Raw genomic sequence first — 15,384 nt, 5'->3', positions numbered from 1 at the left:
TTGAAACTATTTTTTATCCTTATAAATCAACAACTTATGTACATACATCGGTTCAGCCTAAAACGTATCCTGCACGATCGGGCTCAAGCGTTCGTGCGTTTTGCATGATCAGCCCTGCACCTTGGTTGCTACCTTGAGCATGTCGGCATCCACCCCGCGCACGCCGCGAATCTGCCGGGCGACCTCGATGGCGATGGTCTTCTGTTCGCTGCTGACCACCTCGCCGGACAACCGCACCACGCCATCCTGGGTCGCCACTTTGATGTTCGGGCCATCGAGGTTGCGGCTGTACATGAAGCTGGTCTGCACCTTGGCATTGATCCAGGCGTCGCTGAGCTGCGGTTCGGTCACCTGTTGCTGGCGCTCTTCACGCTGCCTGGCCAGATCGGCCGCACTCAGGCTGATGAGGTTGTTGACCAGGTAAACGCCCTCGGTGGAGCTGGCCAGTACCCCCGCCAGCTCTTTGGCTTCGGCGCTACTGACCTGGCCGCGCAGGGTCACCACGCCCTCACGGCTGTCGACTTCTATAGGTGCTGCCTGGGTGTGGGTGCTCCACAGCAGACGCGCGCGAATGATCGAGGCGAGGGTCGCGTCTTCCAGGCGCTGGGCATAGGCGCGCCGCTCCAAAGGTTGCTCGACCAGTTCGGCATTGACCTTGAGGTCGTTCTGCACCGCTTCGATGCCGCGGGTGGCCAGAGCAACGGCTTCGGCCAGCTGGCGCTCGACCTGGTTTTCGACCTCGCCGCGCAAATGCGCCGTACTGCCCTCGACCCTGACCTCGATCTTGTATGGGTTGAGCAAGCGGTTGAGCGCCAGGGCGGTTTGCAAGGCGCCTTCCTGGCGCGCCTGCTGCACGCTGGAAGCCGGTGATTCGGCGGCGCTGCTGGCCATCGGCAGCAGCAGGAACAGGGCAGTGGCGACTGCCAACGGATAGGGCGCGAACATGAGAAAACCTCCGAGGGCTCAGAGTCTTTTGTCTTCGCAGTACTCGTGCCAGTTCCTTTCGGATAAACAACCGCTGATTTTTCAGTGAGTTAGATAAGTTTTGGGCGAACGGCTACCATGCAGGCAACGGAATGAATCAGAATGAACCATGCAACTTGCCCGATTTTTCCGACACTAACCTAGATCATTCTCAAAGGAGCGTAGGAAATGGAGTCAGCCCAGGAACATCAAGGCCGTATTCTGCTGGTCGACGATGAGTCCGCCATCCTGCGAACCTTTCGTTACTGTCTTGAAGATGAAGGCTACAGCGTTGCCACCGCCAACAGCGCGGCGCAGGCCGAAACCCTGCTGCAACGGCAAGTCTTCGACTTGTGTTTCCTCGACCTGCGCCTGGGCGAAGACAACGGCCTGGATGTTCTGGCGCAGATGCGTATCCAGGCGCCATGGATGCGCGTGGTGATCGTCACCGCGCATTCGGCGGTCGACACGGCGGTGGATGCGATCCAGGCCGGCGCCGCCGATTACCTGGTCAAGCCCTGCAGCCCGGACCAGTTGCGCCTGGCCACGGCCAAGCAACTGGAAGTCCGTCAGCTGTCGGCGCGCCTCGAAGCGCTGGAAGGCGAAGTGCGTAAGCCCAAGGACGGCCTCGACTCACACAGCCCGGCCATGATGGTGGTGCTGGAAACCGCCCGCCAGGTCGCCACCACCGACGCCAACATCCTCATTCTCGGTGAGTCCGGCACCGGTAAGGGCGAACTGGCCCGCGCCATTCACGGCTGGAGCAAACGCGCGCGCAAAGCCTGCGTGACCATCAACTGCCCGTCGCTGACTGCCGAGCTGATGGAAAGCGAGCTGTTCGGCCACAGCCGCGGGGCCTTTACCGGTGCCAGCGAAAGCACCCTGGGGCGGGTCAACCAGGCTGACGGCGGGACCTTGTTCCTCGATGAAATCGGCGATTTCCCGCTGACCCTGCAGCCCAAGCTGCTGCGTTTTATCCAGGACAAGGAATACGAGCGCGTCGGCGACCCGGTGACCCGCCGCGCCGATGTGCGGATTCTGGCCGCGACCAACCTCAACCTCGAGGACATGGTCCGCGAAGGGCGCTTTCGCGAAGACCTGCTGTACCGCCTGAACGTCATCACCCTGCACCTGCCGCCCCTGCGCGAGCGCAGTGAAGATATCCTCACCCTGGCCGATCGCTTCCTTGCCCGCTTCGTCAAGGAATACTCGCGCCCGGCCCGCGCCTTCAGCGAGGAGGCCCGCGCCGCGCTGCTCAACTACCGCTGGCCGGGCAACATCCGCGAACTGCGCAACGTGGTCGAGCGGGCGAGCATCATCTGTGCCCAGGAGCGCGTCGAGATCAGCCACCTGGGCATGGCCGAACAACCGGCCAGCAATGCCCCGCGCATTGGCGCGGCGCTGAGCCTGGATGAGCTGGAACGCGCCCACATCGGTGCGGTGCTGGCCACCAGCGAAACCCTCGACCAGGCCGCCAAGACCCTCGGAATCGACGCCTCGACCCTGTACCGCAAGCGCAAGCAGTACAACTTATGAAACTGGCGATGAAGCTGCGCACGCGGCTTTTCCTCAGCATTTCGGCGCTGATCACCGTCGCCCTGTTCGGCTTGCTGCTGGGCCTGGTCAGCGTGCTGCAGATGGCCAGCGCGCAACAGGCGCTGGTGCGGGAAAACTCGGTAACCCTCGACCTGGGCCTGAAGCTGCGGCAGAACCTGGGCGAGCAGTTGACCCTGCTGCTGGATGACGCCCCGGACAGGCCAGCCCTCGAAACCTTGCAACGCCAGTTCCAGCAACTACTGGACGAAGGCATCAACCATGACGACGAAAGCCCGGGCGACCAGGGTTTTGCCAAGGCCAACCTCGACTACCAGGCCTTTTTGCAGGCTTACCGCAACAGCGCTGAAACCTCGAAAAGCCTGGGCGCCGACCAGCCCCTGGGCCATGCCTTCAACCTGTTGCGCAGCGACCTGGTCGAATCGCACAAGCGCGCCTTGCAGCACATTAATGAAAGCGAGCAGAAAGCCCATGACCGCGCCCTGCTGATTGGCGGTTTGCTCGGCCTGGTGGGCCTGACAGTATTGATTCTCGGTTTTGTCACCGCCCATGGTATCGCCCGCCGGGTCGGCCAGCCGATCGAAGCATTGGCCAAGGCGGCCGACCAGATAGGCCAAGGTAACTTCGAGGTCACCCTGCCGGTGTCCCACGCCCTGGAGCTGAACCAGCTGACCCGCCGCTTTGGCCTGATGGCCGAGGCTTTGCGCAAGCATCAGGCAACCAACATCGACGAAGTGCTGGCCGGCCAGCAGCGCTTGCAGGCGGTGCTCGACAGTATCGACGACGGCCTGCTGATCATCGATCGCCAGGGTCATCTGGAGCATCTCAACCCGGTCGCCCAGCGCCAACTGGGCTGGGAAGATGCGCGTCTGGGCACAGGCCTTGGCGATGCCCTGCAACGCCCGGAGCTGGACGAGCAACTGCGCCTGGTACTGCGCGGCGGCACCCTCGACCGCGTGCCTGACGACCTCAGCCTGGAAATAGATGAAGAAACCCGGCTGCTTTCCTACAGCCTGACGCCGGTATGCCACCCACAAGGGCAAATCCTCGGCGCGGTGATGGTGCTGCACGATGTCACCGAGCAACGTGCCTTCGAACGGGTACGCAGCGAGTTCGTCCTGCGCGCGTCTCATGAACTGCGCACGCCAGTGACCGGCATGCACATGGCCTTCGGCCTGCTGCGCGAACGTCTGAAGTTTGCCCCCGGCTCGCGGGAAGCCGATCTGTCCGACACCATCGGCGAAGAGATGCAGCGCCTGAACCAGCTGATCAACGACCTGCTGAACTTCTCTCGTTACCAGAGCGGCCTGCAAAAACTCGACCTGACCCCCTGCGCCATCGACGAACTGCTCGGCCGGGCCTGCGAACGCTTTGCCGCCGCGGCCAACGACAAACAGATCGAGCTGCAGGTCGAGCTGACTGCGCCGCTACCGCGTATCCAGGCCGATCCGGCGCAATTGGACCGGGTCATGGACAACCTGCTCGACAACGCCGTGCGCCATACGCCAACCGCCGGGCGCATCCGCTTGCATGCACGCCGCCACGCCGAGCGGGTGATTATCAGCATCGAAGACAACGGCGAGGGCATTGCCTACGGCCAGCAGGGCAGAATCTTCGAACCTTTCGTCCAGGTCGGACGCAAAAAGGGCGGTGCCGGCCTGGGCCTGGCGCTGTGCAAGGAGATTGTCCAGTTGCACGGCGGGCGCATGGGTGTGTACTCGCGGCCCGGGCAAGGCACTCAGTTCTATATGGCCTTGCCAGTCTGAATCGCCTGCGGCTCAGGCTTCGTCGTCGATGCGCCGGGGCCCGAGCCGCCGGCCGCGGGTGATCAGCTCGATGAACTGGCGTGCATTGAGCGGATGGGCGAACAACCAGCCCTGGCCATAATTGACCCCTTCGCTATTGAGCAGCAGGGCCTGGTCTTCGTACTCGATGCCTTCGGCAATCACCCTTAGCTGCAGGGCATGGGCCATGCGGATGATGTGCGGGGCCACGCCGCTGCTGGCTGCGTCATGGCCCAGGGCATCGATAAAGGCCTTGTCGATCTTCAGGCAGTCGACCGGCAAGGTTTGCAGGTAGGCCAGGCTGCAGTAGCCAGTACCAAAATCATCGATCAACACCTGGTGCCCGACCGCGCGCAAGGCTTGCAGGTTGTCCCGGGCCACCACCACATCGATCAACCCACGCTCGGTAACCTCGAAGGCAATCTGGCTGGCCGCCACGTGGTGCATGGCCAGCAGGCGTGCCGCCACCCGGCCGATTCTCGGCACCATCACATCGCAAGCGGCAAGGTTGACCGAGATGTACAGCTGGCGGTTGGCGCGCAGCAACTGGCCGAGTTGCTCGAGCACCCGCTGCAGGACGAAATCGGTGATCTGGCGGATCTGCCCGGTGTTCTCCGCCAACGGGATGAACAGGTCCGGGCTGGTTAGCGTGCCATCCGAGCGACGCCAGCGCACCAGTGCTTCGGCTCCGACACAGCGGCGGCTGTTGAGCTCGAAAATAGGCTGGTAAAGCACCTGCAATTCGCCCCGGCGCAGCGCGCCCTGCAGCTCCGAACTCATCGAGCGACGTTGGCGAATCAGCTGTAACACCAGCCAGCCAATGCACCAGGCCAGTACCAGGCTACCGGGGAACAGCAGCCAGAGAATGCCGTTCATCTTCAGCGGCATGCTGGCCCTGGGCGCGATCAGCACCAGTTGATAGTCCGGTGACTTGGTCGGCATGCGGTAGATCAGCCGATCCGGGAGCTCCAGCAGCGAACCACTTGAGGCCGGCGGCCAATCGGCGGACGGCGGCCAGACCTGCGGCGGGCCCAGCACCGGTACCGCCCGTGTGCCGTTGTCGAGCACCACCAGCAGGCTGCCTTCGGGCGGCAGGTCAACCACGTCGGTGATGTGCCCGCGTGAGGTGGCGACCAGGAACTTGCCCCGGCCCAGCATCAGCGCCGCCAGGTTGTCATCCGGCTCGGTGGTAGTGTTAAGCCAGTAGCTATAGGTCGGGCCCTGGATATCCGCAGGCCGCAGCGGGTTGATGGTGCGCTCGCCAACCCGGTTGGAACAGGCAACATTACCATCGACGTAAGCGGCTTCGTAGACGAAACGATAATTGAAGGCGACCTGCTGCAAAGCCGTCAGCATGCTGGCATCGCACCCGCGCACGGGTTGCGACTGCAGTTGATCGACGCCTTCGCGCAGCTGACCGAAGATCTGCTCCAGGCGCACCAGAAAGCGCTCGCCCTTGGCGTTCATCTGCTCGATTTCGCTTTGCTGCATCTGGTGCATGGCCACACCGACGCTGGCCATGAGCAGCAGGATCGCGCTGGCCGTAGCCGCGAGTGTGGCCAGTAACCAGGGACGATAGAGCAAATGGCGCAACACCGAGAGGGCAGCTGACATCAATAATTATCCAGTTGAATACCAAGAGGTATAGCAACTGCCAGTCAAGTCAGCCTGCCCGTTGGGCGGTGGGGGCTCAACGACGGCTGTTGAGCACCTGCAACATGGCCGCCGTCTGGGCATCCGGCACGCCATCGAAACGCTGCGGGCGAAAGCGCATCTGGAAGGCTGCCAGCACGTGCTTGGTGCTGACATCATTCTCGCCGGTTTGCTCGATGGCGTAGCCGAAGCGCTTCAACTGCTGCTGATACCAGCTGATGCTCGGTGGATTGACGCTGAAGTACGCCTGCTGCTGGGCCACGGCCTGGGCATTCGGCCAGACCCCAAGGCCTGCGTCCGCCAGGCGCTTCCAGGGGAACATCGGGCCCGGGTCGAGCTTGCGCAGCGGGGCGATGTCGCTGTGGCCGATGATGTAGCGCGGCTTGATGTTGTTGCGCTGGACGATGTCCTTGAGCAGGACGATCAGCGCCTGGACCTGCGCCTCGGTGTACGGGTGCCAGACCCGCCCGGTCGGCGTGTCGGTATAGCCGGGGTTGACGATCTCGATGCCGATCGAGGTGGAGTTGAGCCAGGTGCGGCCATCCCACTGGCTGTCACCGGCGTGCCAGGCACGACGGCTCTCGTCCACCAGTTGGTAAACAGTGGCCGGCGAGTCGCCGATCAGGTAGTGGCTGCTGACTTCGCCGTGGGTGAGCAAGTTCAGCGAACGCTCCAGCGAAGCATTGGTGTAATGCAGGACGACGAACTGGATGCGTTCGTCCTGGTTGACCGAAGTATGGCTGCGGTCGATCCGCAAACCGCTGGTGCAACCTGCCAGCGTCAGCAGCAGGAGGGCGGTGAAAAACGCTTTCATGAAGAGGGCACTGTGATGAGAGTCTGCAAAGCGTAAGCTTAACGTATCCTCGCCCTTGCCACTCAGCCCTGTTCGACGCGATTTCGACCAAGATGTTTCGCCCGGTACAGCGCTTCGTCTGCCCGCTTGAGCACCACCTCGCTGCGCTCACCGCTGCGAAACGCGCTGATGCCGATCGACAGGGTAATGGTCACCCGCTCGCCCTTGAAGTGGAACGGGCAGGCTTCGATGGCTGCCCGCAGAGCTTCCGCCAGCTGACAGCCAGCTGGCAGCGAGGTTTGCGGGATCAGCAAAACAAACTCCTCACCACCAAAGCGGGCGATGAAATCCTGGCTGCGCAGGCGCTTGCGCAGCACGCTGGCGACTATTTTCAAAACCTTGTCACCGGCCAGGTGGCCATAGCTGTCGTTGATACGCTTGAAATGGTCGAGGTCGAGGATCGCCATCAACAGATGGCCGCCGCTTTCCTGCCATTGCAGCACTTCCTGATCGACCCGCTCCGACCAGGCGGCGCGGTTGGGCAGCCCGGTGAGCGGATCAATCAGGGCTTTCTGGCGCTGCTCTTCAAGGTGCTCGCGGTAGCCCAGGGCTTCCTGCTCCATGCTCGCCACCCGCTCGGCCAAGCCTTGCAGACGGCTGGCCATGTCCTGCTCGCGCTGGTCACGCTGCTGCTGGTGCTCGTCCATGGTGCCGAGCAAACCTTCGAGGCGGTTTTCCAGGATGTGCTTGAGGCTGCCCAGGTCGGCCGCGCCCTGCACACTGCTTTGCAGCCCATCGACCTGCTCGCGCAGCTGGCTGTCGAGGTCGCGGGCGGCCGAGGTGTTGTCGGCATGGCCTGCGCTGGCTTCGTGCAGGTGGCTCTGGAATGACTCCAGGCGTTCGTTGAGTTGCTGCAGGTAGGCTTCGAACTCGTGCTGGCCGCTGTCGTTGATTGCCAGCATCAGCACCGCCAGGTCATCCAGCACCGGCAGCAGCTCGTACCAGTTCAGGCCGTGCTCCAGGCGCTCGCGCATCGACTGCGCCTGGGCCTTGTGGCGTTCGGGCAGGGTCAGGTCGTCGAGCAGGCCGAGCAGGGTGTCTTCGATATGCGCCGCGACCGAGCTATAGGTGGGCTCGGTGCCGTCGGGCAGGGCGAACTGGGCCTCTTCGTCATCTACCGGCTCTGCTTCTGCCAGGTCAGCCTGCGGCTCGTCCGGGCTGTGCTCGAGCAAGGCCAGTACATCCTGCTCGGAGTCCAGTGTGACCGGCTCGGCTAGCGCTGGCAGTTCAGCTTCAGCTGCTGGCTCGATTGGCAGCTCGGCAACCGGCTCAGGCTCGGATGTACCTTCAAACTGCGGCTGCGCGCTGGCTTGGGGCTCCACGGCTGCAGACTCATACGCCTCGGCAACGACCTCTGCAGCAACCGGCAAGGGCTGCAGCTCATCAACATCGACAGCGGCGGGTTCGGGCGCCACGGCCACGGGCTGTTCTCTGACCTCAGTTGCCGCCGGTACCGCAACGGCGAGAGCCGGTTGCAGGGCTTCTTCCGGCTCGCCGTCGCGATTACCGAACAGGCGCTGCAACAAACCCGGGCGTTGCGCTTCTTCAGGCCGCTCCAGCGCCGACAGCGCCTGGCCCTGCAAGCCGCTCAACTCTCCCAGCAGCAGGGGCATCTCGCGCGACTGGCTGGCGCGGGCCTCGACCTGCTTGGCGAACTTTTTCAGCGGCCGGCTGACGTCGCTGGGCAAGGGCAGGGTTTGCAGTTGGCTGACCAGTGAGGTGAGGGCGGTGGTGACCTGGGCGATTCGGGTTTCCCGGCGCTGCTCGGAATCGAGCACGGCCTTTTCCAGGCGCGGGATCAAGCCTGCGAGGGCGGCGTCCATGTTGTCGGTGCGGATCACCTCGCGCATTTCCTTCATGCACTGGTCCACCGCGCGGTCACTGCCTTCGGCGGCCAGCGTGCTGCGCACAAGGCCACGGCGCAACAGGTCGAGACGAGCCTCCCAACGGCGCTCCAGCTTCTCTTGCTGTTCGATACTCTTGAGGTATTTTTCTTTCCAGCGCTGGGCTTCGTCGGTCATGCCTGGGTCCGCAGAGGGTAATGGCAATTAGCTCAAAGCGGGCAGCGTATCCACAGCAAGGGCATCAGGCAAACGAATCTCAACCGCGACCGGTAGATGATCGGAAATAGGCTGGGCCAGAACCTCGACCCGCTCCAGGGTCAGGCTCGGGCTGAGCAGAATATGATCAAGGCAGCGTTGCGGCCGCCAACTGGGGAAGGTGGCTTGAACCTGGGGCGCGATCAGGCCCAGGTCGCGCAGCGGCGAGTGCTCTAGCAGGTCGGTGGCATGGGTGTTCATGTCGCCCATCAAAACCTGATGGCGGTAGCCGCCGATCAGTTCGCGAATGTAGGCAAGCTGCCGGGCCCGGGTCTTGGACCCCAGGGCCAGGTGCATCATTACCACCACCAGGGCGTCTTCACCCTCGCCGAAACGCACCAGGATCGCCCCGCGGCCAGCCGGGCCGGGTAGCGGGTGGTCTTCAAGCAGTTGCGGCTTCAGGCGGCTGAGCACACCGTTGCTGTGCTGGGCCAGGCGTCCGAGGTTGCGGTTGAGCTGCTGGTACCAGTAAGGGAAGGCGCCGAGCTGGGCCAGGTGCTCGACCTGATTGACGTAGCCTGAGCGCAGGCTGCCGCCATCGGCCTCTTGCAGGGCAACAAGGTCGAAGTCGGCGAGCAGGTCGCCGATTTTCTGCAGGTTGCCGGCCCGCCCGGTGTGCGGCAGCAGATGCTGCCAGCCACGGGTCAGGTAATGGCGGTAACGCTCGGTGCTGATGCCGACCTGGATGTTGAAACTGAGCAGCCGCAGCCGGCCGTCCTCTGGCAGGCCGTTAGCCTGCAGGTGATGTTCATTGACCTGCGGATCACACAGGCCAACGCCTCGCTCGGTTCTCCAGCGGCGCATGGCTGGCGCCGCTTACTTAGCGGCGCGCTCCTTGGCGATCAGGTAGTCAGCGACATTCAGCACGCCCTGCGGACCTTTGGCGGTGCCCAGGTCAAAGCGGTACTTGCCGTTGACGACCATGCTCGGTACGCCGGTGATCCCGTACTTCTTGGCCAGTTCTTTGGCCTTGGTGGCCTGGCCATTGATGGCGAAGGAGTTGAAGGTCGCGCGAAACTTGTCAGGATCCACGCCTTGAGTGGCGAGGAAATCAGCCATGTCGTCCAACTTGGTCAGTTGCTTGCGCTGCTTCTGAATCGCTTCGAACACGGCAGCGTGAACCTTGTGTTCAACGCCCATGGCTTCGAGAGTCAGGAACATCTTCCCGTGGGCATCCCAAGGGCCGCCGAACATGGCCGGAATGCGCTTGAAGTTGACGTCTTTCGGCAGCTTCTCGACCCACGGATTGATTACCGGCTCGAAGCTGTAGCAGTGCGGGCAGCCATACCAGAACAGCTCGACCACCTCGATTTTGCCAGGGACCGACACCGGAACCGGGTTGCTCAGCTCGGTATACTGGTCGAAGGCTACCGGTTCGGCGGCCTGGGCAGTCATGCCGAAGAGGCTGGCGGTGACCAGCGCGGCGCCGAGAATCAGATTACGCATGCTTTACTCCTGAGCAGTCTATTGAGTCGCCTTGGCGCGACCGGTCGTAGGACAGGCCGAGGCTGGCCCGAGTTCGTTAGTGTAACGGCAGCGGGCACAAAAAAGGGCGGCCGAAGCCACCCTTTTCATCTTTGCGCCGCAGTATTAACCCAGCGTTAAAGCACGGATCAATGCAGACCCTGGATGTAGCTGGACAGTGCTTCGATGTCCTTGTTGCTCAGCTTGGCGGCAATGGTGCGCATGGTCGTGGCATCGCCATCGTTGGTGCGGTTGCCTTCGCGGAAGTCGGTCAGCTGCTTGGCTACGTAGCTGGAGTGCTGGCCACCCAGGTGCGGGAAACCGGCCAGGGCGATGCCTGCGCCATTAGGCGAATGGCAGCCGGTGCAGGCCGGCAGGCCTTTTTCGACGTCGCCGCCATTGAACAGCGCGCGACCGCGCTCGACCAGCTTCGGATCAGCCGCGCCAACGCTGCCTTTCTGGCTGGAGAAGTAGGCGGCGATGTCGGCCAGGTCCTGGTCGCTGAAGGCGGCCAACATGCCGGTCATTTCCAGCACGGTGCGCTTGCCCGACTTGATGTCGTGCAATTGTTTTTCCAGGTACTTCTCACCCTGGCCTGCAAGTTTCGGGAAGTTCGGCGCCAGGCTATTGCCGTCCGGATTGTGACAAGCGCCACATACAGCAGTTTTGGCCTGACCAGCAGCGGCATCCCCTTTGATAGGCTCTGCGGCATTGGCTGCACCGGTGATGCCCAAGGTCAACAGCAGACTCACGAGTAGTTTGTTCATCAGCTAATCCAACTACGGCTAAGGGTGAAAGAGTTATGTATCGGGACTCCGGCTCATCCACTGGATGATCGCCTGGTAGTCCTCGGCACTGCAGTCCATGCACAATCCACGCATTGGCATAGCCTTGAAACCCTGGGTGACATGCACCACCAGTATCTCCATACCCTTCGCCAGTCTTGGCTCCCAAGCCGCACGATCACCCGCTTTCGGTGCCTGTGGCAGCTGCCCGGCGTGACAAGCCGCACACGTGCGGTTGTACAACGCCTCGGGATCCTGTGTAGCCTGAGCGCTGAATAACGGTATCAAGACACCGACAACAAGCAGCCATTTCGTCATGCGAACGACCTTTCAGGGTTGGGGGCTGCACTGCGTTCTAATGCGCAAGCTTGAATCCGATGCCCCCGTGCACATCCTCCTACGCTGGGATAATGCGCACACAAAATCTGGGGCATTATATACTCCCGTTACTGAAACGGAAACGACACCGCTTGCCGAGCCCGCCTCTGGCAACGCCCACACCGGATATCCCATGCAAGTCAAAAACCCCATCCTCGGCCTCTGCCAACAGGCCAAATTCGCCATCAGTGCTGCCAAGGTCGACCAGTGTCCGCCCGACCAGGGCTATGAAGTGGCCTTTGCCGGCCGCTCCAACGCTGGCAAGTCCAGTGCCCTGAACACCCTGACCCACGCCAGCCTGGCGCGCACCTCGAAAACCCCGGGGCGCACCCAGCTGTTGAACTTCTTCAGTCTGGACGATGAACGGCGTTTGGTCGACTTGCCGGGCTACGGTTATGCCAAGGTGCCGATCCCGCTCAAGCAGCACTGGCAGCGCCACCTGGAGGCCTACCTGGGCAGCCGCGAGGCCTTGAAGGGCTTGATCTTGATGATGGACGTGCGCCATCCGATGACCGACTTCGACATGATGATGCTCGACTGGTCGCGCGCTTCGGGCATGCCGATGCATATCCTGCTGACCAAAGCCGATAAACTGACCTTCGGCGCGGCCAAGAACACCCTGCTCAAGGTGCAGGCGGAAATTCGCAAAGGCTGGGGCGACAGCGTCTCGATCCAGCTGTTCTCGGCGCCCAAGCGCCAGGGCCTGGAAGAGGCTTACGGCGTTTTGGCACGCTGGATGGAACTGGCGGACAAGCCCGCAGAATAAGGGCTGCCCGGCAAACGCCGGGCAAAAAAAACCCCGGACTTCGTATGGGGAGGGGGAAGTTCGGGGTCCAAGTTCCGGACCGCTAGGGCGGGGTCCAGATATCTGCCAACACTTAACACAACATAGGAGCATCGAAGGGCTTCACCAGCCATTCAGTTACTCTGAGTCGCGGTTCACCGGTTTAGTTCCTGACGTTTAAAAACTATTTGCGATAGATGGGAAATTTCCGGCGCTAATGGCATCAGGCCAGCTAAAAAGCCGCGACGATATGCCGCAGCTTTTCCCCGAATTTCAGCGCATTTTTAGTGTGCTTCGTCCCAATTTGACCCCACACCGACCTCAACCAGCAGCGGAACGTCCAACTGCGCGGCACCGCTCATGTGTGGACGAATTTGCTCGCGCACTTGCTCAATCAGGTCTTCGCGCACCTCCAGCACCAATTCGTCGTGCACCTGGAGGATCACCCGGGCATCCAGCCCCGAATCGCTCAGCCAGTTATCCACAGCGACCATCGCGCGCTTGATGATGTCGGCTGCCGTGCCCTGCATCGGCGCGTTGATCGCCGTGCGCTCGGCACCTTTGCGCAGGGCCGGGTTCTTGGCGTTGATCTCCGGCAGGTACAGGCGCCGGCCAAACAGGGTTTCGACATAGCCTTGCTCGGCAGCCTGGGCGCGGGTGCGCTCCATGTAGGCCAACACGCCCGGGTAACGGGCGAAGTAACGATCGATGTAGGCTTGGGACTGTTTGCGGTCGACGCCGATCTGCTTGGCCAGGCCAAAGGCGCTCATGCCGTAGATCAGGCCAAAGTTGATGGCCTTGGCGCTGCGGCGCTGGTCGATGGTGACCTGCTCCAGCTCGACGCCGAAAACCTCGGCAGCGGTGGCGCGGTGCACGTCCAGGTCGTTGCGAAACGCGTGCAGCAGGCCTTCGTCCTGGGCCAGGTGGGCCATGATCCGCAGTTCGATCTGCGAATAGTCCGCCGCCAGCAGTTTGTAGCCCGGCGCAGCGACGAAGGCCTGGCGAATACGCCGGCCTTCGGCGGTACGGATCGGGATGTTCTGCAGGTTCGGGTCGCTGGACGACAGGCGCCCGGTGGCCGCCACCGCCTGGTGGTAGGAGGTGTGGATACGCCCGGTGCGCGGGTTGATCTGCTCCGGCAGGCGGTCGGTGTAGGTGCTCTTGAGCTTGCTCAGGGAGCGGTACTGCATCAGCACCTTGGGCAGCGGGAAGTCCATGTCGGCCAGTTCCGCCAGCACCGCTTCGGCAGTGGAAGCCTGGCCCTTGGCGGTCTTGTTGAGCACCGGCATGCCGAGCTTGTCGTAGAGGATCACACCAAGCTGCTTGGGCGAACCGAGGTTGAATTCTTCGCCAGCGATTTCGAAGGCCTGGCGCTCCAGCTCGGCCATTTTCTCGCCCAGCTCGATGCTCTGCACGCCCAGCAGCTTGGCATCGACCAGCGCACCCTGGCGCTCGATCTTGCCCAGCACCGGCACCAGCGGCATTTCGATGTCGGTCAGTACCGACTGCAGGCTCGGAATGCTCGCCAGCTTCTGCTGCAGGGTCTGGTGCAGGCGCAGGGTGACGTCGGCGTCTTCGGCGGCATAGGGGCCGGCCTGCTCCAGGCTGATCTGATCGAAGGTCAGTTGTTTGGCACCTTTGCCGGCGATGTCGGTAAAGCCGATGGTGGTGTGGTTCAGGTACTTGAGCGCCAGGCTGTCCATGTCGTGACGGGTGGCGGTGGAGTCAAGCACGTAGGACTCGAGCATGGTGTCGTAGGCCACGCCCTGCATCTGGATGCCATTGGCAATGTCGCCACCGATGGCGCAGTTGGCCAGGATGTTCATGTCGTACTTGGCGTTCTGCGCCACCTTGACCTTGGCCGGGTCTTCCAGCAGCGGCTTGAGCGCCAGCAGCACGCTGTCGCGGTCAAGCTGCTCGGGCACGCCCATGTAGGAGTGAGTCAGCGGCACATAAGCGCCTTCATGGGCCTGGACCGCGAACGACACACCGACCAGTTGCGCCTGCTGGGCATCGAGGCCGGTGGTTTCGGTGTCGAAGGCAAACAGCGGCGCCTGGCGCAGCTTCTCCAGCCAGGCATCGAAACGGGCCTGGTCGAGGATGGTTTCGTACTGGGCCTCGACCACTTCCTGCGGCGCTTCGACCACCACTTCCTGGCCGGCACGCTTGGCGTCGCGCTGAACTTCGTCGACCCAGCTCTTGAACTCCATCTCGGTGTACAGCGCCAGCAGCGCGTCACGATCAGGCTCGCCGCACACCAGCGCATCGACTTCGACGTCCAGTGGCACGTCGATCTTGATGGTGGCCAGCTCGTAGGACAGGAACGCCGCGTCGCGGTGTTCTTCCAGCTTGGCCGGCAGGGTCTTGGCGCCGCGAATGGCCAGGGTCGGCACCTTGTCGAGGTTCTGGTACAGGTCGCTCAGGCCGCCACCGATACCGGTCAGCAGGCCCACCGCGGTCTTTTCACCCACGCCCGGCACGCCTGGGATGTTGTCGACCTTGTCGCCCATCAGGGCGAGGAAGTCGATGATGTGTTCAGGACCGACGCCGAATTTCTCGTGCACGCCAGCGACGTCGAGCACGGTACCGGTCATGGTGTTGACCAGCGTAATGTGGCCGTCGACCAGCTGGGCCATGTCCTTGTCGCCGGTGGAGATGATCACCGGGCGCCCGGCCGCGGCGCTGCTGCGCGCCAGGGTGCCGATCACATCGTCGGCTTCTACGCCTTCGACGCACAGCAGCGGATAGCCCAGGGCGCGTACGCTGGCGTGCAGCGGCTCGATCTGCACGCGCAGGTCGTCGGGCATGCTCGGCCGGTTGGCTTTGTATTCGGCGAACATTTCGTCGCGGAAAGTGCCGCCCTTGGCGTCGAAGACCACCGCGAACAGGCTGTTCGGATACTGCTTGCGCAGGCTCTTGAGCATGTTCAGCACGCCCTTGACCGCGCCGGTCGGCAGGCCCTTGGAGGTAGTCAGTGGTGGCAGCGCGTGAAAGGCGCGGTACAGGTACGAGGAACCGTCCACCAGGACGAGGGGAGCTTGGCTCATGTGCAGAATCAACCTTTTCG

At 62.7% G+C, this 15,384-nt stretch carries 12 protein-coding genes; 3 read left to right on the top strand and 9 right to left on the bottom strand.

Annotated features, from left to right (window positions below; genetic code table 11):
* Nucleotides 1-108: 108 nt before the first annotated feature.
* Nucleotides 109-945, bottom strand: a complete 837-nt coding sequence (locus ACZ9A3_RS24350; protein ID WP_045200645.1) for a BON domain-containing protein — start codon at nucleotides 943-945, stop codon at nucleotides 109-111.
* A gap of 207 nt (nucleotides 946-1,152) precedes the next feature.
* On the opposite strand from ACZ9A3_RS24350, the gene algB reads away from it, so the two are divergent.
* Together algB and ACZ9A3_RS24340 are read left to right on the top strand one after the other, a co-directional pair.
* Nucleotides 1,153-2,499 carry a sigma-54-dependent response regulator transcription factor AlgB gene (gene algB / locus ACZ9A3_RS24345; protein WP_045200647.1) on the top strand — a complete coding sequence of 449 codons (1,347 nt, stop codon included), beginning with the start codon at nucleotides 1,153-1,155 and terminating at the stop codon, nucleotides 2,497-2,499.
* Nucleotides 2,496-4,283, top strand: a complete 1,788-nt coding sequence (locus tag ACZ9A3_RS24340) for a KinB sensor domain-containing domain (protein WP_476253209.1) — start codon at nucleotides 2,496-2,498, stop codon at nucleotides 4,281-4,283. The genes algB and ACZ9A3_RS24340 overlap by 4 nt, the downstream gene beginning before the upstream one ends.
* A 12-nt stretch (nucleotides 4,284-4,295) precedes the next feature.
* Here ACZ9A3_RS24340 and ACZ9A3_RS24335 read toward each other — a convergent pair whose 3' ends face one another.
* From ACZ9A3_RS24335 to ACZ9A3_RS24305, 7 genes are all read right to left on the bottom strand, one after another.
* Nucleotides 4,296-5,915 carry an EAL domain-containing protein gene (locus ACZ9A3_RS24335; RefSeq protein WP_045200651.1) on the bottom strand — a complete coding sequence of 540 codons (1,620 nt, stop codon included), beginning with the start codon at nucleotides 5,913-5,915 and terminating at the stop codon, nucleotides 4,296-4,298.
* Nucleotides 5,916-5,991: 76 nt separating this feature from the next.
* A complete protein-coding gene (locus tag ACZ9A3_RS24330) occupies nucleotides 5,992-6,768 on the bottom strand; it encodes an N-acetylmuramoyl-L-alanine amidase (RefSeq protein ID WP_476253208.1) in 777 nt (258 codons plus the stop codon).
* Between the two features lie 62 nt (nucleotides 6,769-6,830).
* Entirely contained in the window at nucleotides 6,831-8,828 is a 1,998-nt protein-coding gene (locus ACZ9A3_RS24325) for a GGDEF domain-containing protein (RefSeq protein ID WP_213602804.1), read from the bottom strand.
* A gap of 27 nt (nucleotides 8,829-8,855) precedes the next feature.
* Nucleotides 8,856-9,710, bottom strand: a complete 855-nt coding sequence (locus tag ACZ9A3_RS24320; RefSeq protein ID WP_045200657.1) for an endonuclease/exonuclease/phosphatase family protein — start codon at nucleotides 9,708-9,710, stop codon at nucleotides 8,856-8,858.
* Between the two features lie 12 nt (nucleotides 9,711-9,722).
* A complete protein-coding gene (gene dsbA / locus ACZ9A3_RS24315; protein WP_093377597.1) occupies nucleotides 9,723-10,352 on the bottom strand; it encodes a thiol:disulfide interchange protein DsbA in 630 nt (209 codons plus the stop codon).
* A 167-nt stretch (nucleotides 10,353-10,519) separates the two neighbouring features.
* Complete coding sequence (locus tag ACZ9A3_RS24310; RefSeq protein WP_045200661.1) at nucleotides 10,520-11,137, bottom strand: c-type cytochrome; 618 nt, start codon at nucleotides 11,135-11,137, stop codon at nucleotides 10,520-10,522.
* A gap of 33 nt (nucleotides 11,138-11,170) precedes the next feature.
* Nucleotides 11,171-11,473: a c-type cytochrome gene (locus tag ACZ9A3_RS24305; protein WP_045200664.1), complete on the bottom strand. Its 303-nt coding sequence runs from the start codon at nucleotides 11,471-11,473 to the stop codon at nucleotides 11,171-11,173.
* Nucleotides 11,474-11,666: 193 nt separating this feature from the next.
* Here ACZ9A3_RS24305 and yihA point away from each other — a divergent pair, with 193 nt between their 5' ends.
* Nucleotides 11,667-12,299 (top strand): ribosome biogenesis GTP-binding protein YihA/YsxC, encoded by a 633-nt coding sequence (gene yihA, locus ACZ9A3_RS24300; protein WP_045200667.1) that lies wholly within the window; start codon nucleotides 11,667-11,669, stop codon nucleotides 12,297-12,299.
* 302 nt (nucleotides 12,300-12,601) lie between these two features.
* Here the strand turns inward: yihA and polA are convergent, their stop codons facing one another.
* On the bottom strand, nucleotides 12,602-15,364 hold the full coding sequence (polA, locus tag ACZ9A3_RS24295; protein WP_476253207.1) for a DNA polymerase I: 2,763 nt from the start codon (nucleotides 15,362-15,364) through the stop codon (nucleotides 12,602-12,604).
* Between the last annotated feature and the right edge of the window lie 20 nt (nucleotides 15,365-15,384).

This window comes from Pseudomonas sp. TE4620, from assembly GCF_056279045.1.
Note: the sequence above shows the minus strand (reverse complement) of the source record. Positions and strands in the feature narration are given on the sequence as shown.

Coding starts and splice junctions, on each gene's coding strand:
- ACZ9A3_RS24335 (WP_045200651.1), bottom strand. CDS start 5,915: ATGTCAGCTGCCCTCTCGGTGTTGCGCCATTTGCTCTATCGTCCCTGG.
- ACZ9A3_RS24325 (WP_213602804.1), bottom strand. CDS start 8,828: ATGACCGACGAAGCCCAGCGCTGGAAAGAAAAATACCTCAAGAGTATC.
- ACZ9A3_RS24305 (WP_045200664.1), bottom strand. CDS start 11,473: ATGACGAAATGGCTGCTTGTTGTCGGTGTCTTGATACCGTTATTCAGC.
- algB (WP_045200647.1), top strand. CDS start 1,153: ATGGAGTCAGCCCAGGAACATCAAGGCCGTATTCTGCTGGTCGACGAT.
- ACZ9A3_RS24310 (WP_045200661.1), bottom strand. CDS start 11,137: ATGAACAAACTACTCGTGAGTCTGCTGTTGACCTTGGGCATCACCGGT.
- yihA (WP_045200667.1), top strand. CDS start 11,667: ATGCAAGTCAAAAACCCCATCCTCGGCCTCTGCCAACAGGCCAAATTC.
- ACZ9A3_RS24340 (WP_476253209.1), top strand. CDS start 2,496: ATGAAACTGGCGATGAAGCTGCGCACGCGGCTTTTCCTCAGCATTTCG.
- ACZ9A3_RS24350 (WP_045200645.1), bottom strand. CDS start 945: ATGTTCGCGCCCTATCCGTTGGCAGTCGCCACTGCCCTGTTCCTGCTG.
- ACZ9A3_RS24330 (WP_476253208.1), bottom strand. CDS start 6,768: ATGAAAGCGTTTTTCACCGCCCTCCTGCTGCTGACGCTGGCAGGTTGC.
- ACZ9A3_RS24320 (WP_045200657.1), bottom strand. CDS start 9,710: ATGCGCCGCTGGAGAACCGAGCGAGGCGTTGGCCTGTGTGATCCGCAG.
- dsbA (WP_093377597.1), bottom strand. CDS start 10,352: ATGCGTAATCTGATTCTCGGCGCCGCGCTGGTCACCGCCAGCCTCTTC.
- polA (WP_476253207.1), bottom strand. CDS start 15,364: ATGAGCCAAGCTCCCCTCGTCCTGGTGGACGGTTCCTCGTACCTGTAC.